20 protein-coding genes, 1 tRNA gene and 1 pseudogene are annotated in these 20,801 nt (G+C 74.7%); 9 read left to right on the top strand and 13 right to left on the bottom strand.

What is annotated here, in order from left to right; translation table 11 throughout:
- Window positions 1-243: 243 nt before the first annotated feature.
- Together JD78_RS05970 and JD78_RS05965 are read right to left on the bottom strand one after the other, a co-directional pair.
- On the bottom strand, window positions 244-912 hold the full coding sequence (locus JD78_RS05970; protein ID WP_208103996.1) for a hypothetical protein: 669 nt from the start codon (window positions 910-912) through the stop codon (window positions 244-246).
- A gap of 41 nt (window positions 913-953) precedes the next feature.
- Entirely contained in the window at window positions 954-2,630 is a 1,677-nt protein-coding gene (locus JD78_RS05965) for a BUD32 family EKC/KEOPS complex subunit (protein ID WP_153361924.1), read from the bottom strand.
- Window positions 2,631-2,844: 214 nt separating this feature from the next.
- On the opposite strand from JD78_RS05965, the gene JD78_RS05960 reads away from it, so the two are divergent.
- From JD78_RS05960 to JD78_RS05920, 9 genes are all read left to right on the top strand, one after another.
- On the top strand, window positions 2,845-3,006 hold the full coding sequence (locus tag JD78_RS05960) for a hypothetical protein (protein ID WP_153361925.1): 162 nt from the start codon (window positions 2,845-2,847) through the stop codon (window positions 3,004-3,006).
- A 75-nt stretch (window positions 3,007-3,081) separates the two neighbouring features.
- Window positions 3,082-5,481, top strand: a complete 2,400-nt coding sequence (locus JD78_RS05955) for a phosphatase PAP2 family protein (protein WP_153361926.1) — start codon at window positions 3,082-3,084, stop codon at window positions 5,479-5,481.
- The gene (locus JD78_RS05950; RefSeq protein WP_166521027.1) at window positions 5,478-6,542 is read left to right on the top strand and encodes a lysylphosphatidylglycerol synthase transmembrane domain-containing protein; all 1,065 of its coding nucleotides are present in this window, start codon (window positions 5,478-5,480) and stop codon (window positions 6,540-6,542) included. Before JD78_RS05955 ends, JD78_RS05950 begins: the two co-directional genes overlap by 4 nt.
- Before the next feature lie 7 nt (window positions 6,543-6,549).
- Window positions 6,550-7,182 carry a phosphatase PAP2 family protein gene (locus JD78_RS05945; RefSeq protein ID WP_153361928.1) on the top strand — a complete coding sequence of 211 codons (633 nt, stop codon included), beginning with the start codon at window positions 6,550-6,552 and terminating at the stop codon, window positions 7,180-7,182.
- 52 nt (window positions 7,183-7,234) lie between these two features.
- Window positions 7,235-7,501 carry a metal-sensitive transcriptional regulator gene (locus JD78_RS05940; RefSeq protein WP_481822772.1) on the top strand — a complete coding sequence of 89 codons (267 nt, stop codon included), beginning with the start codon at window positions 7,235-7,237 and terminating at the stop codon, window positions 7,499-7,501.
- A gap of 24 nt (window positions 7,502-7,525) precedes the next feature.
- Entirely contained in the window at window positions 7,526-7,846 is a 321-nt protein-coding gene (locus JD78_RS05935; protein ID WP_153361930.1) for a rhodanese-like domain-containing protein, read from the top strand.
- A gap of 63 nt (window positions 7,847-7,909) precedes the next feature.
- A complete protein-coding gene (locus JD78_RS05930) occupies window positions 7,910-9,289 on the top strand; it encodes an MBL fold metallo-hydrolase (protein ID WP_153361931.1) in 1,380 nt (459 codons plus the stop codon).
- 23 nt (window positions 9,290-9,312) lie between these two features.
- Window positions 9,313-9,906: a rhodanese-like domain-containing protein gene (locus JD78_RS05925; protein ID WP_208103995.1), complete on the top strand. Its 594-nt coding sequence runs from the start codon at window positions 9,313-9,315 to the stop codon at window positions 9,904-9,906.
- The gene (locus JD78_RS05920) at window positions 9,903-10,685 is read left to right on the top strand and encodes a sulfite exporter TauE/SafE family protein (RefSeq protein WP_153361932.1); all 783 of its coding nucleotides are present in this window, start codon (window positions 9,903-9,905) and stop codon (window positions 10,683-10,685) included. The genes JD78_RS05925 and JD78_RS05920 overlap by 4 nt, the downstream gene beginning before the upstream one ends.
- Before the next feature lie 16 nt (window positions 10,686-10,701).
- On the opposite strand, the pseudogene JD78_RS21685 reads toward JD78_RS05920, so the two are convergent.
- From JD78_RS21685 to JD78_RS05865, 11 genes and pseudogenes are all read right to left on the bottom strand, one after another.
- Window positions 10,702-10,896 (bottom strand): annotated as a pseudogene (locus tag JD78_RS21685) (DUF302 domain-containing protein); the annotation flags it as partial.
- 505 nt (window positions 10,897-11,401) lie between these two features.
- Window positions 11,402-11,475: transfer RNA gene (locus tag JD78_RS05910), tRNA-Pro, on the bottom strand.
- A gap of 87 nt (window positions 11,476-11,562) precedes the next feature.
- The gene (gene der, locus JD78_RS05905) at window positions 11,563-12,960 is read right to left on the bottom strand and encodes a ribosome biogenesis GTPase Der (protein ID WP_228395347.1); all 1,398 of its coding nucleotides are present in this window, start codon (window positions 12,958-12,960) and stop codon (window positions 11,563-11,565) included.
- Window positions 12,957-13,649 carry a (d)CMP kinase gene (gene cmk / locus JD78_RS05900; RefSeq protein WP_153361933.1) on the bottom strand — a complete coding sequence of 231 codons (693 nt, stop codon included), beginning with the start codon at window positions 13,647-13,649 and terminating at the stop codon, window positions 12,957-12,959. Before cmk ends, der begins: the two co-directional genes overlap by 4 nt.
- 44 nt (window positions 13,650-13,693) lie before the next feature.
- Window positions 13,694-14,056, bottom strand: a complete 363-nt coding sequence (gene aroH, locus JD78_RS05895; protein WP_153361934.1) for a chorismate mutase — start codon at window positions 14,054-14,056, stop codon at window positions 13,694-13,696.
- 116 nt (window positions 14,057-14,172) lie between these two features.
- A complete protein-coding gene (locus JD78_RS05890; RefSeq protein WP_153361935.1) occupies window positions 14,173-15,090 on the bottom strand; it encodes an aldose 1-epimerase family protein in 918 nt (305 codons plus the stop codon).
- Window positions 15,087-16,157: an ABC transporter ATP-binding protein gene (locus JD78_RS05885; RefSeq protein ID WP_153361936.1), complete on the bottom strand. Its 1,071-nt coding sequence runs from the start codon at window positions 16,155-16,157 to the stop codon at window positions 15,087-15,089. The genes JD78_RS05890 and JD78_RS05885 overlap by 4 nt, the downstream gene beginning before the upstream one ends.
- A 105-nt stretch (window positions 16,158-16,262) precedes the next feature.
- On the bottom strand, window positions 16,263-17,699 hold the full coding sequence (gene xylB / locus JD78_RS05880; RefSeq protein ID WP_153361937.1) for a xylulokinase: 1,437 nt from the start codon (window positions 17,697-17,699) through the stop codon (window positions 16,263-16,265).
- A gap of 37 nt (window positions 17,700-17,736) precedes the next feature.
- Window positions 17,737-18,927, bottom strand: coding sequence for a xylose isomerase (xylA, locus tag JD78_RS05875; protein ID WP_166521026.1), 1,191 nt, complete (start codon window positions 18,925-18,927; stop codon window positions 17,737-17,739).
- Between the two features lie 49 nt (window positions 18,928-18,976).
- Complete coding sequence (locus JD78_RS05870) at window positions 18,977-19,885, bottom strand: carbohydrate ABC transporter permease (protein WP_228395308.1); 909 nt, start codon at window positions 19,883-19,885, stop codon at window positions 18,977-18,979.
- Between the two features lie 2 nt (window positions 19,886-19,887).
- Window positions 19,888-20,784 (bottom strand): carbohydrate ABC transporter permease, encoded by an 897-nt coding sequence (locus JD78_RS05865; RefSeq protein WP_153361617.1) that lies wholly within the window; start codon window positions 20,782-20,784, stop codon window positions 19,888-19,890.
- Window positions 20,785-20,801: the final 17 nt, after the last annotated feature.

Here is a 20,801-nt window from a genome sequence, read left to right as displayed (position 1 = left end):
GTCGAGGGCTCAGCGCGAGGCCGGGCCTGCGGCCGTGGGCACGCGCTCGTGATCGCTGTCACCCTGCCGTGCGCGCGCACCTGCCCGGAACGGGAACCTGCTGATACCGGCTATCACCGCGTCGTATGGGACCGCCGCCTCGCGACGGGCCCGGGCGACCGCAGCTACCTGGTCAGCGAGCCCGGCGCCGGCATCGTCATCGCCACCACACCCGACGAGTCAACTGGAGTCGGGGAAGTCCCGTCATGTGCGCTCCTCGGCCAGCGCCTTGACGGTGGACAGCATCCGCCGCTCCATGACGTAGGACGCCCGCTCGTTCACCGGCCCGAACGCCAGCCAGGGCAGCAGTCCGCGGCCGTAGCTGGTGCGGCTGCGGGTGAGCAGCCGGCACGAGCCGGGGCCGGTCGGGCGGAGGTGGAACCCCCAGATGGACGCGGTCGGGTCGCCGCGCCGCCCGAGCGGACCGGCGGGGCCGCCGAGCACCAGGTGTCGGCCGCGCTCCAGCACCGCCACCGGCAGGGCCGGCCCACCGCGGGCCAGCCGGACCTCGTCCCCGACGGCCAGCTGCTGGAGCTCGGGAACCACCTCGAACCGGTCGTGGACGTCACAGCCGACCAGGTTCTCCAGCAGCTGGTGGCTGTAGAAGCCGGCACGGCCCTGCCCGATCTGCACCAGCCACGGCCAGACGTCCGCCGCCGCTGCGTCGATCGTCACCGCGCGGGTGGCCTGCCAGCGCGGCGCGGGCACCAGGTCGTCCCCGGGCAGGGCCATCGCGGCCTCCCCCGGGGTGGCGCCCCACGACCGCCGCCGGGACCGCAGCAGCGGCCCGGTGACGACGTGCCCCAGGAACGTCGCCGCGGCGCCGGCGGCACCCACGACGTCGGCCACCCGGTACCGGCGGGCCCCAGCCACCGGCGCTGTGCCCGTGCTGTCCACGTCCCACTTCCACGAGGTCACAGCAGGCCCCCCGCGCGCAGGTCGAGCCCGACCAGCCCGGCCACCACCACGACGGACGCCGCGCTGCCGACGGCCAGCAGCACCCGCCGCACGCTCCACCGCTGCACCCGGATGCGGGGGTGCGACGGCAGCAGTCCGCGGAGCTCCGCGACCAGGTCCGGCCGCACCGCGTGGATGCGGCGCTGCAGCTGCCGCGGCACGGTCACCGAGCTCGTGGTGGCCAGCGCCTCGGCGAGGTCCCCGTCACCGAACAGCAGCCGTGCGCGTTCCAGCACGTGCGCCGGTTCGGCGCCGAGACCGAGGGTGAGCAGCATGTTGGCCAGGTCGACCGACTGCCGCCAGCGGGACGGCCGCAGCTCCCCGAAGGACACGTCGACCAGGAACACCCGGTCGCCCCGTGCGAGCACGTTGGACGGCTTGATGTCCCGGTGCGCCGCGCCGGCCACCCACAGGCGTCCCACCTGCCGCAGCGCATCGTCCAGGACCGGGTCCGGCAGGCCGGAGTCCAGCAGCTCCACGGAGTCGGGCACCAGTTCGGTGACCAGCAGGTACTCCTGCCCGGGGACCACCTCGACCACGCCGAGCGGTTCGGGCACCTGCACACCGCCGTCCCGGAGCAGCCTGAGCATGTAGTCCTCGTGCTCGACCAGCCGGCGCACGGAGCTGAACGGCGCCTCGTCCTCCAGCCGGCCGTACCGCAGCACGCGGAAGAACTTGTACCAGCGGTCCGACCGCAGGTGGGTGCTGGAGTACAGCTTGCCGAACAGCGCCTCCGTCGGGCCCTCGGCCAGCCTCAGCCGGCACGGCGTGGACCCGGCCGAGCCGTCCAGCCGGTAGGGCTCCAGCGCCACCGCGGGCAGCCCGAGCTGGTCCCGCACCGCCGCCAGCACCCGGCCGGTGCGCTCGGCATCGAGGGTCAGGTGTGCGGGCACCCGCCGGCGGTAGGTCACCGGCACCCGGTCCGGTGGCGCCAGCAGCGTGATGGCCAGTCCCGCTGCGGACGCTCCCGACAGTGCGGCCACCACGCCGGCGGACGCGCCGGTCCACCCCTGGGCGACCGCGGCGGCCGTGCAGACCACGAGGAGGCCGACCGCCGCTGCCCAGCCCCAGCGCCGCGCCCGCCCCGGCGGCACCAGCACCTGCACGGTGGCCACCGACACCGCCGCCATCACCAGCACCGGCCAGCTGGGCAGCGACAGCTCGTCCGGCGAGCCGACCAGGCCCTCCCGCACGCGGAGTGCCCACGCACCGTCGTGCGAGGCGACCACGGCCACCGCCGCGATCACGCTGACCGTGCCCAGGTAGACCCGCAGGTGGCGCCACCGCCGCACCCAGACCAGCACCAGCACGGTGGGCACCCACAGCACCCGCGGGCCGAGCAGGTGCCCCAGCTCGGCCAGCTCGTGCCACGCGTGGTCCAGCGGGCCGGGGAGGAGGACGGCCCGCACCTCGCGGTCCACCGTCCTGCGAGCCGGGGCGTCGCCGAGCAGCGAGAGCACGAGTTGGCCGACCACCGCGAGGAGGAGCACTGCCGCCCAGCCCCACACCTCCCGGCGTACCCGCCGGGGCCCGGCCCTGTCCGCGCCGGAGGGCCGGCGCAGCTCGCTGCCCACCGGCCATCCCGGACGCCGGGCGGTGGGCGGCACCGCCGGACGGCGGGGCATGGTCTCCACGTTCCCTCCCCGCGACGGCAGCCTCCCGGACATCGTCGTGGCGAGACAGCGCCGACGACGGAGCCCGGCGCCTCCCCCGGCCCGGGACCTTGGTCCTGCCGACGGGAGCCCATGCGGCGGAGGTCCCCGCAGGCAGGGCCGGTGGACCCCGTGCGCCGTCCGGTCACCGACCTGGGTTCGACTCGTCCTCCCTCTCGACACCCGGGAGTCCCCCGTGCCGCGTTCGGTCGTCCTGTCCCCCTCCGCGCTGGCGTTCGCAGTCGCCGGTCGCGCCGACGCCGTGCGCCGGCGAGCCGCCGTCGTCCTCCGCCCGGACCCGGCCGCCTGGGACGGCGAGGCGCGGGTCGACCTGGCCACCAGCGTGCCGGTGGGCTGAGCGGGACGCCCGGCACCCGCACCGGGGGCCGGAAGACCCTGCTGGCATCCCCCCGCCGGGCGGTGCACTGGTCACGTGTCCGCGCACGTGCTGGTCCCCCGCGAGACCCGGTCGGTGGCCGCCCCGGGCCGCCCCGGGCGCCCGCACCGCCACGGTGGCGACCTGGTCCGGGTGGGGCTCGGGCTGGCGCTGCTCGGCGTCGGCTTCCTGCTCGCCCGGCGCGGCGAGATCTCGCTGCTCGAGCGGGACCTCTTCCGCCTCGTCAACGACCTGCCCACGCTGGTGCTGCCGGTGGTCTGGGCGGTCATGCAGCTGGGCAACGTGGTCGCCGTCCCGACCGTGGCTGCACTCGCCGCGGCGACCCGCCGCCTCCGGCTCGCCCGCGACCTGCTCGTCTCCGGAGTGCTGGCCTACCTGGGCGCGGACCTGGTGAAGAGCGCGGTGCAACGCGAACGACCGGCCGGGCTGCCGGTCGGGGACGTGCTGGTCGAGGGGCCGATCACCGGACTGGGCTTCATCTCCGGCCACACCGCGGTCGCCGCCGCGCTGGCCACCGCCGCCGCGCCGTACCTCTCCCGCCGTCCCCGGCGGGTGGTGTGGGCGCTGGCCTGGACGGTGGGGCTGGCCCGCATCTACGTGGGTGCCCACCTGCCGCTGGACGTGCTGGGCGGGATCGGCGCGGGCTGGGCGATCGGCTCGCTGGTGCACTGGGTGTTCGGGGTGCCGCGATGGCAGCCCGACCCCGGCCGGGTGGCCGGGCTGCTGCACCGGTTCGGTCTCCCGGTCACCCACCTGGCACCCGCCGGCGGGGATGCCCGCAGCTCCCACCCGTTCACCGGCGTCGACGAGGACAGCCGGCCGGTGTTCGTCAAGGTGCTCGACCCGGACCGCTACGAACGGGACTGGCTGTACCGGGCCGCGCGCTGGCTCGCGGTGCGGGACGTGAAGGACGCCGACGCGCTGGCGCCGCTCGACCAGCAGGCAGCGAACGAGGCGCTGGCCGCGATGACCGCCCGGGAACGCGGGGTGCGGGCGCCGGCGGTGCTGCTGGCGCGCGGCGCCGGGCGGCTCGCGCTGGTCGTGCAACGACGGGTGGACGGCCGCGGGCTGGACGAGCTGTCGGCCGCCGAGTTCACGCCGGCACTGCTCGACGAGGTCTGGCACCAGGTCGCGCTCCTGCGGCATGCCCGCGTCGCCCACCACGACCTGGTGGCCGCCAGCCTGCTGGTCGACGCGGCCGGCTCGGCGTGGGTGGTCGACTTCGGCAACGCGCAGACCGGCGCCGAGGACGAGGCGCTCAGCGGGGACGTCGCCGAGCTCCTCGCCTCGCTGGCGGCGGTCGCCCCGGCGGAACGGGTGGTGTCGTCCGCCGTCCGGGTGCTCGGGGCCGAGGCGGTCGCCGCGGCGCTGCCCGGTCTCGCCCCGCTGTCGCTGTCCGCCGCCAACCGTGGCGTGCTGCGCGCCGATCCCGAGCGGCTGCCCCGGCTGCGGGCCGAGGTCCGCCGCCAGCTCGGCCTGCCGCACCCGGACCGGCCGGGCGCCGTGCGCACCGGACCGTGGGCCCGCGCCGCGGCGGTGGCGTCGGCCGGCGTGGTCTTCAGCGGGCTCACCGTCGTGGCCGGCGGGGCCGGGATCCTCGAGTCGGTGGAGCGGGGCGGCTGGCGCTGGCTGGGCGGCGCGCTGCTGTTCGCCGTGCTGGGCCGGGCCGCGCTCGCGGCCGCCACGCTGGCCGCCGTCGAGCGCCGGATCGCCCTGGGCCGGGCCTTCGGCGCCACCACGTCCACCGACTGCGCCGGCGTGCTGCGTGGCCGGCCGGGTGGCCGGCGGGTGGCCGCCCGGTTCCTCGAGCGGGCCGGCGTCCTGCCCGCTGCAGCCGAACGCGCGACGGTGCGCACCGCGGCGGCCAGCACCGCGGCGGCCGGGCTCGTCGCGGTCGTGGCGGTGGTGCTGGGGCTGGTCGAGGGCCGGCTCGGCGGCTGGCGGACCCCGGCGTCGCCGCTGCCGCTGCTGCTCGTGGGGGCGGCGGGGCTGCTGCTGGTCCTCGCCGTCCGGGCCCTCACCCGCCGGGGCGCGGACGGCCAGGCGGGCCCCGCCCAGCACCAGCCGTCCTGGTCGGCCGCGCGGCCCAGGTCCGGGGACGCCGTGCGGTGGGGGGCACTGCTCGGTTGGTCGACGCTGGGCATCGCCCTGGAGGCGGCGGCGCTCGCCGCCGCCCTGCACGCCGTCGGCGGTCACCTGCCGCTGCTGGCCACCACGGCGGTGTACGCCCTGATCAGGCTGGCCTGGACGGTCGTGCCCGTGCTGGCCCTGCCCGGTGCGGGCGAGGTGCTCCTGCTGCTGGCGCTGACCGCACTGGGCGCGCCGCTGGCCGGCGCCTGCGCCGGGGTGCTCGTCTTCCGCCTGCTCGTCTTCTGGGTGCCGGTCGCCGTCGGCGCGCTGGTGATCGGCCGGTCGTGGCACCACGAGCCGGTGTGACACCTGGGCGCGCCGGCCGACTGCGCACCGGCCCCGGCCTCCGGTTGCTGCTCACGGTGGCCGTCATCGGGGTGGTCTTCCTCGGCGTGCTGCCCCGGGTGGCCGACTACTCCGACGCCTGGCGGCTGGTCCGCGCGCTGACCTGGCCGGAGACGCTGTCGCTCCTCGTGGTCGCGACGGTGAACCTGCTCTCCTACGCCCCGGTCTGGGTGGCGGCACTACCCGGGCTCACGTGGGGGCGGGCGGTCGAGACCGACCTGGCGTCCACCGCCATCAGCAACACCGTGCCGGCCGGGTTCGCCTTCGGCGTCGGTGCCACCGCGACGATGTACCACTCCTTCGGCCACGGCCCCGCCGCCATCACCCGGGCGGTGGCGCTCACCGGGATCTGGAACAACCTCGTGAAGCTCGCCATGCCGGTGGCCGCGCTGGTGGCCCTGGCGGTCACCGGGCACGCCACCCGGGCGCTGGCGGTCACAGCGGTGCTCGGCACCGGGGTGCTGCTGCTGGTCGTCGGTGCGCTGGTGGCCGGGCTGGTGCACCCGGGCGCGGCTGCGGCGCTGGCCGCCACCGCCGAGCGGGTGGCCCGGGCAGCCGCCCGGCAGGTGCGGCGACCGGGCCCGGCGGACTGGGTCGCGCGCGTCGACCGGTTCCGCGCGGACTCCCTCGCCGTGCTGCGGCGGCGGTGGGCCGCGCTCACCGCCGCGGCGGTGGCCAGCCACACGGCGCTGTTCCTGCTGCTGCTGACGACGCTGCGCTTCGTGGACGGCGCAGGAGCCGGGGTCTCCTGGCCGCAGCTGCTCGCGGTCTTCGCGGTCACCCGGCTGGTGACCCTGGTGCCGGTCACGCCGGGCGCCCTGGGGGTGGCCGAGCTGAGCTACGTCGCCGGCCTCACCACCGTCGGGGTGGATGCCACGGCCGCGGCCGGCGTGGTCCTGCTGTTCCGCTTCCTCACCTGGTTCCTGCCCGTGCCGCTCGGGATCGGCGCGTGGGTGCTGTGGCGACGCGGCACCGGCCGGGCGGACGCGCCCACGCCGGCCGCGGAGCTGAGCGCGAGGTGAGCGGGAGGTGAGCGGCCGGCGGCGGGCCGCCCTGCTGACCGCGCTGGCCGGGAGCGGCGTCACGGCGCTGTGCAGCCTCGCCGTCGCCGACGGCCGGGTGGGCCCCGCGGAGGCGGCGGTGTTCCACTGGGTCAACGACTGGCCGGGCTCCGTGACGGGTGCGCTGTGGGCGTTCCAGCTGCTGGGCGTACTCGGGCTGCCGCTGGTCGTCGCCATCGGGGCGGCGGCGTACCGGCGCGGGCGGCTGGTGCTGTCCCTGGCCCTGCTGCCGCCGGTCAAGCTGCTGGTGGAGCACGGGCTGCTCAAGGAGCTGGTGCACCGGGAACGGCCCGGCAGCACGATCGCCGGGGCGGTGCTCCGGGACGTCCCCGCCGCCGGGGCTTCCTTCCCCTCCGGGCACGCGCTGATCGCCTTCGGGGCCGCCGTCCTGCTGTGGCCGCACCTCCGGCCGGGCTGGCGGGCCGTCGCGGTGTCGCTGGCCGTGCTGACCAGCGTCGCCCGGCTGCACCTCGGCGCGCACGCGCCGCTGGACGTCGTCGGCGGTGCCGCGGCCGGCGTCACGGTCGGGGCGACGCTGCTGGTGCTCGTCGGCCTTTCCCACCGCGAATCGGCGCGCGTGCCCTCGCAGCGGGCTGTGTGACCGTGGGACCGGCCGCTTGCACATACCCCCGGGGGTATGCATGATGGAGGACGTGGACATCCCCGCGGGAGAGCTGGCCGACGTCGTGAAGCGCCTCAAGCGCATCGAGGGACAGCTCGGCGGGATCGTGGAGATGATCGAGGACGGCCGGGACTGCTCGGCCGTGGTCACCCAGCTGGCCGCGGCGTCGAAGGCGCTGAGCAAGGCCGGCTCCGCCGTCGTCTCCACGGGGATGCGCCACTGCTCGACCGACGAGGACGGCGAGGCCCGTGCGGTGGACCTGCGCGAGCTCGAGCGCCTCTTCCTCTCCCTCGCCTGACCGCCCCCGACACCTGGAGTCACCATGGACCCCCAGATCCCCCAGATCCCCCAGCTCACCCCCGCCCAGGTCGCCGACCGCGCCGAGGCCGTCCTCCTCGACGTGCGTGAGGCCGACGAGGTCGCCGCAGGCCGCATCGCGGGCAGCACGCACATCCCGCTGGGCCAGCTGGCCGCGCGCAGCGTGGAGCTCGACCGCGGCCGGCCGGTCATCACCGTCTGCCGCAGTGGCGGGCGCAGCTCCCGGGCCGCGCAGCTCCTGGCCGCCCAGGGCTACGACGTCGCCGACCTCGCCGGCGGGATGACCGCCTGGACCGCGGACGGCCGGCCGGTCGCCACCCGCTGACCCGCCCGTCCCTTCGTTTCCCTCCCGTATACCCCTACCCCGTACCGTACCGAGGAGATCCACGTGCAGATCGACGTCATCGAGACCACCGGCCTCGGCGATCGCAGCTATCTGGTCAGCGACGGCGGTGTCGGTGTGGTCATCGACCCGCAGCGCGACATCGACCGGGTGCTGGCGCTGGCCGGGAAGCGCGACGCCCGCATCACCCTGGTGTGCGAATCGCACCTCCACAACGACTACGTCAGCGGCGGGTTGGAGCTGGCGCGCGCCGTCGGCGCCGAGTACGCCGTGCCCGCCGGGGACACCGTCGCCTTCGAACGGACCGCGGTCGCCGACGGCGACGTGCTCGCCGCCGGCCCGATGCGGCTGCGGGTGATGCACACCCCGGGGCACACCCACCACCACGTCAGCTACGTGCTCGCCGACGCCGACGGCGCCGTGCAGGCGGTGTTCACCGGCGGTTCGATGCTCTACGGCTCGACCGGCCGCACCGACCTGGTCGGCCCCGAGCACACCGACGAGCTCACCCACGCCCAGTACCACTCGGTCCGCCGGCTGGTCGACGAGCTGCCCGCCGGCACCCCGGTGTTCCCCAGTCACGGCTTCGGCTCGTTCTGCGCAGCCACGCCGACCAGCGGGGACTCCTCCACCGTCGGCGAGCAGGCGCAGGTGAACCCGGCGCTCACCCAGGACGAGCAGACCTTCGTCGACCAGCTCATCGCCGGCCTCACCGCCATCCCGGCGTGGTACAGCCACATGGGCCCGACCAACGCCGCCGGCCCCACGCCGGTGGACCTCTCCGCGCCCCGGCGGGTCGAGCCAGCCGAGCTCGCCGACCGGCTGGCCGCCGGTGAGTGGGTGATCGACCTGCGCAGCCGCACCGCGTTCGCGCACGGTCACCTGCCCGGCGCGCTGAACTTCGAGCTGGCCATCGCCAACTTCGTCACCTACGTCGGCTGGCTCGTCCCGTGGGGCTCCCCGATCACCCTGATCGGGGAGACCCCGGAACAGGTCGCCGCCGCGCGCCGCGAGCTGGTCCGCATCGGCATCGACCGGCTCGCCGGTGCCGCGATCGGCAGCCCCGAGGCGCTGGCCACCGGCCGGGAGCTCGCCTCCTACCAGGTCAGCGACTTCACCGGCCTGGCCGCGGCGATGGCCGCCGACCCGGACCTGGTGGTGCTGGACGCCCGCCGCGCCGACGAACGCGCCGGCGGCGGGGTCCGGGGGTCGTTGCACATCCCGATCCACGCGCTGGCCGACCGTCTCGACGACGTCCCGCCCGGCGACGTGTGGGTGTACTGCGGCTCGGGCTACCGCGCCTCCATCGCCGCCTCCCTGCTCGCCCGCGCCGGCCGACGGCCGGTGCTGGTCGACGGCGGCTACGGCGACGAGCACACCGGTGCGGCCGCCGCCGGCCTGCACGCCGAGCCCGCCACCGTCTGACCGATCCAGAGGACGACTCGCCCGTGACCCCCCGCCCCACCGCCCTGATCACCCCGACCGAGCTGGCCGACCGGCTCGCCGGACACATCGCACCGACCCTCATCGACGTCCGCACCCCGGCCGAGTACGAGACCGCACACATCCCCGGCTCGATCAACATCCCGCTGCCCCTGGTCCAGCAGCAGGCCACCGACCTGGCCGGTGAGCTGGCCGGCCCGGTGGTGCTGGTCTGCCAGGCCGGCACCCGGGCTCGCACCGCCCATGCCGCGCTCTCCACCGCGGGAGTCCAGCAGCTGACCGTCCTCGACGGCGGCATCGCCGCCCACACCACCGCCGGCCAGCCGGTCCGCCGCGGCCGGCCCCGCTGGGCCCTGGAGCGCCAGGTCCGCCTGGTCGCCGGCGGCCTGGTGGCGGGCAGCGTCCTGGCCAGCCTGCGTTTCCCCCGAGCCCGGTTCCTCGCCGGCGCCGTCGGTGCCGGCCTGACCACGGCCGCACTCACCGACACCTGTGCGATGGGCGCCGCGCTGTCGAAGCTGCCGTACAACCGCAGCGACCACCCGGTGACCCTGCCCACCGCCGTGCAGGCGCTGCGGTCGGCCGGCCACACCGCGTCGTGATCGTCGCGGCCGCCCTGGGCCTGCTCATCGGGGCACTGGTGGGCCTGCTGGGCGGCGGCGGGTCGGTCCTCGCCGTCCCCGCGCTGGTGTTCGCCGCCGGGCAGGACCTGCCGCAGGCGGTCGCCACCTCACTGCTGGTGGTCGGCACCACCTCCCTGGTGGCGCTGCTGCCCCGGCTCCGGGCCGGCCAGATCGCCTGGCGCGTCGGGACGTTGTTCGGGGCGGCCGGGGCCGCCACCGCCTTCGCCGGAGCCGCGGTCAACCGGCTGCTGCCCGACGACGTCGTCCTCGTCCTGTTCGCCGCCCTGATGATCGCCGCCGGGGTGCGGATGCTGTCGGAGAAGCCGGCCACCGGTGCCGCCTGCGCCACCGACGGGGGCCGCGTCGACTGGCGCCGCTGTCTGCCCCGCACGCTGGCGGGCGGCCTGGTCGTCGGGTTCCTCACCGGCCTGCTCGGCGTGGGCGGCGGCTTCCTCGTCATCCCGGTGCTGGTCATCGCGCTGGGGCTGCCGATGACCACCGCGATCGGCACCTCCCTGCTCATCGTCGCGGTCAACTCCGCCGCGGGGTTCGCCGCCCACGCCGGCGAGGCTCCGCTGGACGTGCCGGTCACGGTCACGTTCGCCACGGCCGCGGTGCTCGCCGGGCTCGCCGCGGGCCGCCTCGCCGCCCGGGTCGACACCGCCCGGCTGCGCCGCTGGTTCGCCGTCCTGGTGTTCGCCGTCGCGGCCTTCACCCTGGTCCAGGCCGGCGCCGGGCTGCTCGGCCAGCTCCGCTGACGAGCCGGCGCGGCGGTCAGCGACCGGCCGCGACCGTGGCCAGCGCGGCCCGGAGCCGGGTCCCCGCCTCCTGGGCCATCGGCCCGAGCTCGGGACGGCCGGTCACCCGGACCATGACCTCGGGGTCCAGGGCGGACAACTGGATCGCACCGCCGTCGGTCTGCCGGACCACCACGTTGCAGGGCAGCAGCAGACCGAGGTCGGGCTCCGCCTGCCAGGCCGCGGTGTGCCAGCGGCGGGTTGCACGCCCCCAGGATCAGCTGCGGGGGCAGCGCAGCACGCAGCGAGCGACCGCGCGCCAGGCCTCGGCGGGTGGCAGCGGCGACTGTTCCTCCATGGCGGCCTCCTCCGGTGCGCGAGCGCCTGTCCCCACCGTGGCCGAGGGGCGCCTACGGGGCCGGTGCCGCGCGGCACCTCCGGCAGGGACCTCCGGCCCGGATCCACCGGCCCCGAGCAGGCCGGCGGTACGCAGGTCGATCCGGTGTCCGCGGGTGGTCACGCGAGCGGAGATCCGGGCGAGGTCACCCGCTGGTCCCGCTCGCTCGCCCCGTCGGGCTCAGCCGGACGTGCGCCGCAGCGCGGCCGGCGCACGGACGGAGGACCGCGCCCTGGCCACCGCTGCCGTACCGGATCGGATGGTGGCCAAACCGTCCAATGAAGCAGCAGAGGCCGCTCCCGGTCCCCCGGAAACGGCCTCTGACCTGCGACTTCTTCTGTCGGGCTGACAGGATTTGAACCTGCGACCCCTTGACCCCCAGTCAAGTGCGCTACCAAGCTGCGCTACAGCCCGAGCGTCGTTGCCTTCCGGGTGACCCGGCCAGCCCCGATCGCTGCCCGAGCAGGTTACCGCACCCGCTCGGCCGCCCCGCCGGGCGGGTCAGCCCCTGCGGTCGCGCGCCTTGCTCTCGCGCACCTTGACCGACACGTCGATCGGCGTGCCGGCGAAGCCGAAGCGCTCGCGCAGCTTCCGCTCCAGGAACCGGCGGTACCCGGGCTCCAGGAAGCCGGTCGAGAACACCACGAACCGGGGCGGCCGGATGTCGGCCTGCGTGACGTACTTGATCTTCGGGGCGCGCCCGCCGCGGGCCGGCGGCGGCGTCTCCTGCACCAGGGCCCGGATGAAGGTGTTGAGCTCGGCGGTGGGCACCCGGGTCTCCCAGCCGGCGAGGGCGGTCTTCAGGTGCCCGGCCAGCTTGTTCACGCCCCGGCCGGTGGCCGCGGAGATGTTCACCCGGCTGGCCCAGGTGATCCGCGCGAGGTCGCGGTCGATCTCCCGCTCCAGCTGGGCGTGCCGGTCCTCGTCGAGGGTGTCCCACTTGTTGAAGGCGATCACCAGCGCCCGGCCGGCCTCGATCACCTGAGTGATCACCCGCTGGTCCTGCTCGCTGATCACCTCGTCCGCGGCGAGCAGCACGACCGCGACCTCCGCGGCCTCGATCGCGGCCTCGGTGCGGAGGCTGGCGTAGTACTCGGTGCCGCTGGCGGTGGTGACCCGCCGGCGCAGCCCGGCAGTGTCGACGAAACGCCACTCCTCGCCACCCAGGGAGACGATGGAGTCCACCGGGTCCACGGTGGTGCCGGCGACGGAGTCGACGACCGAGCGCTCCTCCTTGGCCAGCCGGTTGATCAGGCTGGACTTGCCGACGTTCGGCCGGCCGACGAGCGCGACGCGACGGGGACCACCGGTCTCCTCCTGCTCCCGCGGGGCCTCCGGGAGGGCGTCGAGGACCAGGTCGAGCAGGTCACCGCTCCCCCGGCCGTGCAGGGCGCTCACCGAGAACGGCTCGCCCAGGCCCAGCGACCACAGCTCGGCGGCGTTGGCCTCGCCGCGCTCGTCGTCGACCTTGTTGGCCACCAGGATCACCGGCCGGTCGCTGCGCCGGAGCACCCGGGCCGCCGCGAGGTCGGTGTCGGTCACGCCGACGGAGGAGTCGACGACCAGCACGATGACGTCGGCGGTCTTCATCGCGTACTCGGCCTGCCGGGCGATGGAGGCCGCCATGCCGCTGGCCTTCGGCTCCCAACCACCGGTGTCCATGACCATGAACGACCGGCCGTTCCACAGCGCCTGGTAGGAGATCCGGTCGCGGGTGACGCCGGGGACGTCCTGCACCACCGCCGCCCGGCGGCCCAGGAAGCGGTTGACCAGCGTCGACTTGCCCACGTTGGGGCGGCCGACGACGGCCACCACGGGCATCGGCCCGGTGTGCTCGGTGTCGTCCTGGCCGGTGGCGTGCTCGTCGGCGCCGATCGGCGCCGGGTCGGTGGTGCTCATGCGGGGTCTCCCACTGCTGTGCCGGCCAGGTCGAGCACGCGCTCGACCACGGCCTCGCGGTCCAGCCCGGTGCTGTCGACGACGATCGCGTCCTCGGCCGGGCGCAGCGGGCTGTCTGCCCGGCTGCTGTCGTACTCGTCCCGACGCCGCAGGTCGGCGGCGATCTGGGCGATGCGCGCGGGGTCGCTCACCCCGAGCTGCCCGGCACGCCGTTCGGCGCGCACCTCCGGGGCGGCGGTCAGGTAGATCTTGCAGGTGGCGTCGGGCAGCACGACCGTGCCGATGTCCCGGCCCTCCACCACCACGGCGTCGGCGGCGGCGACCAGCGCACGCTGCCGGTCGACCAGGAGCCGCCGCACGGCCGGGACGGCGGACACCGGGGACACCGCCCGGGTCACCTCGGCCCCCCGGATGCGCTCGGCGACGTCCACGCCGTCCACGAGGACCAGCTCGGCGGCCGCCGACGTGCCGATGCGGATGTCGGCCGCCGCAACGGCGCGGGTGATGCCGTCGGCGTCGTCCAGGTCGACCCCGGCGTCCAGCACGGCCACCGTCGCGGCGCGGTACATGGCGCCGGTGTCGAGGTAGTCGGCGCCCAGCCGGGTCGCGACCGCCCGGGCGACGCTGGACTTCCCCGTGCCCGAGGGCCCGTCGAGGGTCACCTGCCCGCGGAACCCGAACTCGCTCACTGCACCGTCCTCACTTCTCGCTCGTTCCTCGCTGCGATGCCCGCTCACTGCGCGATGTCCCGGCGCAGCGCGACGGCGCCCCGCAGGTAGACGTGCTGGACCTCTGCCCGGCTCAGCGGGGTGTCGACGTGCGCCATCAGCCGGAGGACCCGCGGCAGCGCGTGCGGGACGGCGATCTCCGTGGCGCACATCAGCGGCACGTCCCCCAGGCCCAGCTCGCGGGCGGCCAGCGCCGGGAACTCCGACACCAGGTCGGGGGTGGCGGTGAACAGGATGCTGATCAGGTCCGGCGACGTCAGCTGGTTGCGTTCCAGCACGGTGGACACCAGTTCCCGGGTGGCCTCCAGGACCTCGTCCCGGTCGTCGGCGGCCACCTGCGTCGCACCCCGGATGGCTCGGACGGCCACGGCACTCTCCTCGATCGCGTCGGCCCGCGGATCGCCGCGCACCTCGGTCGAGTCTAGGGAGGCCCCGCCACCTCCCCGGGACGGCGGCCGTCGGGCAGCCGTCCCGGGGGTGGTGGTCAGCCGATCGGGCGGATGCCCCAGCGGCCGGTGGCGGTCTCCCCCGGCTCCAGCCGGCGGACGCCCTCGCCCGTCTGCAGGGCGTTGGGCGGGCAGGTCATCGGCTCCACCGCCAGGCCACCGCGGCGGCGGGGCCCGACGACGACGTCGCCGGTGAAGACCTGCACGTGGTCGTAGCTGCCGTCCATCCAGACGGCCGCGCCCCGCCCGTCCGGGCCGGTGAGCCGCACCTCGGCGAGCCCGTCGGTTCCGCGCTCGAGGTCGGTGAAGGCGTGGTCGATCCGCAGTTCACCGATGAGCCGGCCCGCCCGCAGGTCGTACTCGGTGCCCTCGACCTTCGCCGAACCGGTGGGGATGCCGCGCTCGTCGGTCTCCACCCGGGTGGCGCCGGGGGCGACGACCGTGCAGTCGTCGACCCGCAGCCCCGGCCCCGCGGCGAGGTAAGGGTGGTGCCCCTCGCCGTAGGGCAGCGCGGTGTCGCCCTCGTTGGTCGCGGTCGTGGTGACCGTGAGCCCGTCGGGCGACAGCTCGTAGCCCACCCGCAGCCGCAGCGCGAACGGGTAGCCCGGCTGCGGGTGCAGCAGGTGCTCCAGCGTGATCGAGTCGCTGGCGCGGTCGACCACCGACCAGCTGACGAACCGGACCAGCCCGTGGATCGCGTTGGCCACCTCGGGTTCGTCGAGCGGCAGCTGCTGCTCGACGCCGTCCCAGGTGTAGCGGCCGTCGCGCAGCCGGTTGGGCCAGGGGGCGAGCACGTGCCCGCGGCCGTACTCCGCGAGCTCGTGCTCGGCGTACCCGTCGACGACCTCCCGGCCGCCGGAGCGGTAGGTGCGCAGCCCGCCGCCCACCTCGACGACGGTCACCTCCGCTCCGGCGCAGGAGAGCAGGTACTGCTGCCCCGTGGGGAGCACCGTCATCCGATGCGCTCGCCGCTCGTGGAGTCGAACAGGTGCACGTGGCCACGGCGCGGGCTGACGTGCATCACGTCGCCCTTCTGCGGCGGGGTGCGGCCGTCGGCGCGGGCGATGATGTCGTGCTCGCCGTCGCCGAGCTTGGTGCGCCCGTAGACGTAGGCGTCGGCGCCGAGCACCTCGACGACGTCGACCTCGACGGTCAGGCCGTGGTCGGAGAACTCGACGTCCTCGGGCCGGATGCCGACGGTGACCTTGCCGGCGGCCTGGCCCAGCAGCTCGCGCGGGACCGGGTAGACGGTGTCACCGAAGGACACGCCGCCGTCGACGACGTCCAGGTCGAACAGGTTCATCGCCGGGGAGCCGATGAAGCCGGCCACGAAGACGTTCTTGGGCTGGTCGTAGAGCTCGCGGGGCTTGCCGACCTGCATGAGCAGCCCGTCCTTGAGCACGGCGACCCGGTCGCCCATGGTCATGGCCTCGGTCTGGTCGTGGGTGACGTAGACCGTGGTGACGCCCAGGCGGCGCTGCAGCGAGGCGATCTGGGTGCGGGTCTGCACGCGCAGCTTGGCGTCGAGGTTGGACAGCGGCTCGTCCATCAGGAACACCTGCGGGCTGCGGACGATGGCACGGCCCATGGCGACGCGCTGCCGCTGGCCACCGGACAGCGCCTTCGGCTTGCGGTCCAGGTAGGGCTCGAGGTCCAGCAGACGGGCCGCCTCCTCCACCCGGGAGCGACGGTCCTCCTTGCTCACGCCGGCCATCTTGAGCGCGAAGCCCATGTTGTCCGCCACGGTCATGTGCGGGTAGAGCGCGTAGTTCTGGAACACCATGGCGATGTCGCGGTCCTTGGCGGGGACGTCGGTGACGTCCCGCCCGCCGATCAGGATGCGCCCGCCGTCGATCTCCTCCAGGCCCGCGAGCATGCGCAGCGAGGTGGACTTCCCGCAGCCCGAGGGGCCGACGAGCACGAGGAACTCCCCGTCCTCGATCTCCAGGTTGATCGCGTCCACCGCGGGGCGCTGGGCCCCGGCGTAGAGACGGGTCGCGTGGTCGTAGGTGACAGACGCCATTGTGGTCCTCCTACCGGCAGGAACGTGCCGGACGATCCGAGTGGGGTGGGTCACGGTGGTGCAGGGTTGATCATGCACCCTGACGGGTGCCGGACGTCGCGCGGGTCACACCCGCGCGGCGGTCATGTCCCGGACCTCGGCGTAGCGCTCCCGCACGTGCGGGACCGCGTCGGCCTCGTAGGTCTCGGTGCTCGTGGTGGGCCAGACCGGCGGGGTGTCGCCGCCGGCGAGGGTCCAGGCTGCCTGGCGGGCGGCGCCGTCGGCGACGTACTCCCCCGGCGGGGGGACGAGCACCGGCACACCCAGCACCGCGGGGGCGAGGCGGCGCACCGCCTCCGACCGCGCGCCGCCGCCGACCAGCAGCACCCGGCGGACCGGGTTGCCGAGGGCGGCGATCGCCTCCAGGCCGTCGGCCAGGCCGCACAGCAGCCCCTCGACGGCGGCCCGCGCCAGGTGCGCGGGGTCGCTCGTGGCCAGCGTGAGGCCGTGCAGGGCGCCGGTGGCGTGCGGGCGGTCCGGGGTCCGCTCCCCCTCCAGGTACGGGACCATCACCAGCCCGCCGGAGCCGGCCGGTGCGGTGAGCGCCAGCCGGGAGAGCTCGTCGTGGTCGACCCCGAGCAGCCGCGCGGTGGCGTCGAGCACCCGGGCGGCGTTCAGCGTGACCACCAGGGGCAGGAAGTTGCCGGTGGCGTCGGCGAACCCGGCGACGGTGCCCGAGGGGTCCGCCGAGGGGGTGGTGGAGACCGTGGAGACCACCCCGGAGGTGCCGATGGAGAGGACGACGTCCCCCGGCTCGGCGTTGATGCCCAACGCCGCCGCGGCGTTGTCGCCACTACCGGGGCCGAGCAGCGCACCACCGTCGGCGGCCAGCGCACCGGCGGCCACCTGCCCGGCACGCTCGGCCGGGCCCAGCACGCGCGGCAGCACCGGCGCGTGCCCGAGGGCCCGCTCCAGCAGGTCGGTGCGGTAGTCGCCGGTGAACGGCGACCAGTAGCCCGTACCGCTGGCGTCGCCCCGGTCGGTGACCAGCGCGTCCAGGCCCGGCGAGCCGGCCAGCTTCCAGGTCAGCCAGTCGTGCGGCAGCGCGACCGCCGCCGTCCGCGCGGCGTTGTCCGGCTCGTGCTGGGCGAGCCAGCGCAGCTTGGTGACGGTGAACGAGGCCACCGGGACCAGGCCGACCGCGTCCGCCCAGGCCCGGCGGCCGGCGCCGTCGTCCCCGTCGCCGAGCTCGGCGATGAGGTCGGTGGCGGCGCCGGCCGACCGGGTGTCGTTCCACAGCAGGGCCGGGCGCACGACCTGGCCGGCGTCGTCGAGGCAGACCATGCCGTGCTGCTGGCCGCCGACGGCGACCGCGGCGACGTCACCCAGCCCACCGGCCGAGTCGATCGCCTCCCGCAGCGCCGCCTCCCAGGCGGCGGGATCGACCTCCGTGCCGTCGGGGTGCGACGCCCGGCCCTCACGGACCAGGGCGCCGCTCTCGGCGTCGCGCACGACGACCTTGCACGACTGGGTCGACGAGTCGACCCCCGCCACCAACGTCACGTCAGTCCTCTCCTCGCCCCAGCCCGGCCCGATGCGATCAGCGAGCGCCGAGCAGGTGCTCGATCATCAGCTGGTCGACGCGGACCACGCCGGCGCCGCGCTTGGCCACGGCCTCGGCGTCGAAGTCCTCGAACGCCGAACGGTCGGCCAGCAGGTCCTCGAAGCTCTCACCGGCGCCGAGGGTGGACTGGCGCAGCTCGGGCACGCGGGCGGCGGCCAGCGCCTCCTGCACCTCGGGGTCGGCGCGGAAGGCCGCGGCCCGCTCCTTGAGCAGGAGGTAGGTGCGGATGTTGGCCGCGGCCGAGCGCCACACGCCGTCCATGTCCTCGGTGCGCAGCGGCTTGTAGTCGAAGTGCCGCGGGCCGTCGTAGGCCGGGGCCCCGTCGACGCCGCCGTTCTCCAGCAGGTCGACGGTGGAGAAGGCCTGCAGCAGGTCGCCGTGGCCGAAGACCAGGTCCTGGTCGAACTTCGGCCCGTGCTGGCCGTTGAGGTCGATGTGGAACAGCTTGCCCGCCCACAGCGCCTCGGCGATGCCGTGGGTGAAGTTCAGGTTGGCCATCTGCTCGTGCCCGGTCTCCGGGTTGAGCCCCACCAGGTGCGAGTGCTCGAGCTTGGCGATGAAGCCCAGCGCGTGCCCGATGGTGGGCAGGAAGATGTCGCCGCGGGGCTCGTTGGGCTTGGGCTCCAGCGCGAAGCGCAGGCCGTAGCCGCGGGCCTCGGAGTAGGCGGCCAGGGTGTCGATCGCCTCGGCGTACCGGTCCAGCGCGGCGATGAGGTCCTTGGCCATGTCGACCTCGGCGCCCTCACGCCCACCCCACAGCACGTAGGTCTGGGCGCCGAGCTCGGCGGCCAGGTCCATGTTCCGCATGACCTTGCGCATCGCGTAGCGACGCACCTCGCGGTCGTTGGCGGTGAGCCCGCCCTCCTTGAACACCGGGTGGGTGAACAGGTTCGTCGTCACCATCGGGACGACCAGGCCGGTCTCGTCGATGGCGGCGCGGAAGCGCTTGATGTGCGCGTCGCGGGCGGCGGTGTCGCTGCCGAACGGGATCACGTCGTCGTCGTGGAAGGTGACGCCGTAGGCACCCATCTCGGCGAGGCGGTGGACCGACTCGACCACGTCGACCGGCGCACGGGTGGCGGTGCCGAACGGGTCGGCGGCCGGCCAGCCGACGGTCCAGAGCCCGAAGGTGAACTTGTCCGCACGCGTGGGCTTCAGGTCGGTCATCAGGGAGTGTCCTCTCGAGTGCTGGTGGATCAGGAGGTGTACCGGGCGGTCACTTGCCGAAGCCGGCCGTCAGACCGCCCAGCAGGTAGCGCCGACCGAACAGGTACAGCAGGAAGATCGGGACGACCGACAGCGTGACAGCCGCCAGCAGGCCGGGCACGTTGGTGCCGAACTGCCCCTGGAAGTCCCACAGGCCCAGCGTGAGCACCCGGGTGTCCTTGGACTGGGTGAGCACCAGGGGGAAGAGGAAGCCGTTCCAGGCGTTCAGCGCGGTGAACACCGAGATGGTGGTGATCGCCGGCTTGGCCAGCGGCAGCACCAGGCTGCGCAGCACGGCGAAGGGCCCGGCGCCGTCGAGGGTCTGGGCCTCGTACAGCTCCTTGGGGACGTCGCGCAGGCTGTTGGTCATCACCAGCAGCGCCACCGGCATGGCGTAGGCCGCCGTCGGCAGGATGATCGCCAGCAGGGTGTCGTAGAGCCGCATCTGGGTGATGAGCAGGTACACCGGGATGATCGTCGCCTGCGCCGGGATGGCCAGGCCGATCAGCATGACGGAGAAGGTGCGCTGCACCAGCCGACCGGTGTTCCGGGCGATCGCGTACGCCGCGGGGACGCACAGCCCGACCACGATCGCCACGGTGGCCACCGTGACCACCGCGGTGTTGACCAGGTAGGTCAGGAAGCCGCCGTCGAAGACCGTCGTGTAGTTCTCGCCGGTCGGGTCGGCCGGCGGCCGCAGCGGGCTGGTCGACAGGTAGTCCTGGCGGGTGCGGAAGCTGGCCGCCACCAGGTAGTAGAGCGGGACGGCGACGATGACCAGCCACAGCGTGGCGAGTGCACCGGCGAGGTAGTTGGGCTTCTCCCGGCGGCCGCCCGCACTGCCGCGGCGGCGGCCCGACGGCTGGGCGGAGGGCGGTTGTGCGCTGATGGTCTCCGGGTTGACGGCGGTCTGGGCCACGGTCACACCCCTTCCTGCTCGCTCTGCATGTCACGGAAGCCGGTGGCCTTGGTCACGACCAGGGAGAGCACAGCACCCAGCACCAGCAGGAGCACGGCGATGGCGCTGGCGTAGCCGAGCTCGTAGGCGCTGAACCCGGTGATGTACATGTACAGCGGCGCGACACGCGTCGCGGTGCCGGGGCCGCCGCCGGTCAGGATCAGGATCGTGTCGAAGGTGGTGAACGAGCCCACCAGCATCAGCACGCTCGAGGTCACGATCGTGTAGCGCAGCAGCGGCAGCGTGATCGAGAAGAACTGCTTGAACCGCCCGGCGCCGTCGATCGTCGCGGCCTCGTAGAGGCTGGCCGGGATGCCGCGCGTGGCGGCTTGGTACAGCAGCGTGTGGAACGGGATGTACTGCCAGCTGACCACGAACACCACGGTGTAGACCACGATCGAGGTGTCACCGAGGAAGTTGAACCGGTCGAGCAGCGGCAGCGACTGGGTGACCCCGAAGTTGGTGTCCAGCACCGACCGCCACAGCAGGGCGATGGCGGCGGTGGACAGCAGCAGCGGGAGGAAGAACAGCGTGCTCAGCACGGCCCTGTTCCGCTGCTTGCCGGCCGCCCAGACCCCGATCACCAGTGCGATCGGGGTCTGGACGACCCACGACAGGACCATGAACACGAGGGTCAGCCACAGCGAGTCGAGCGCTTCGCCGTCCTGCACCAGCCGGGTCCAGTTGTCCGTGCCGGACAGGCCCGGGAAGCCGAAGCCCCTCCAGTCCGTGAAACTGAGGTACACGACCAGCACCATGGGCACCAGCGCGAACAACCCGAAGAAGAGCAGTGCCGGTGTGGCGTACCAGGCTGACGGCCGTTGCTGACCGGTCACCACGGAGGACCCTCGTGAACTCATGATCTACCGTTCTCGTT

The organism is Modestobacter roseus (genome assembly GCF_007994135.1).
In the GTDB taxonomy this organism is placed as follows: domain Bacteria; phylum Actinomycetota; class Actinomycetes; order Mycobacteriales; family Geodermatophilaceae; genus Modestobacter; species Modestobacter roseus.
This window is presented reverse-complemented; position numbering and strand designations above follow the sequence as displayed.

Coding starts and splice junctions, on each gene's coding strand:
- xylA (WP_166521026.1), bottom strand. CDS start 18,927: ATGACCGACCTGAAGCCCACGCGTGCGGACAAGTTCACCTTCGGGCTC.
- JD78_RS05935 (WP_153361930.1), top strand. CDS start 7,526: ATGGACCCCCAGATCCCCCAGATCCCCCAGCTCACCCCCGCCCAGGTC.
- JD78_RS05885 (WP_153361936.1), bottom strand. CDS start 16,157: ATGGCGTCTGTCACCTACGACCACGCGACCCGTCTCTACGCCGGGGCC.
- JD78_RS05890 (WP_153361935.1), bottom strand. CDS start 15,090: ATGACGGTGCTCCCCACGGGGCAGCAGTACCTGCTCTCCTGCGCCGGA.
- JD78_RS05865 (WP_153361617.1), bottom strand. CDS start 20,784: ATGAGTTCACGAGGGTCCTCCGTGGTGACCGGTCAGCAACGGCCGTCA.
- der (WP_228395347.1), bottom strand. CDS start 12,960: ATGAGCACCACCGACCCGGCGCCGATCGGCGCCGACGAGCACGCCACC.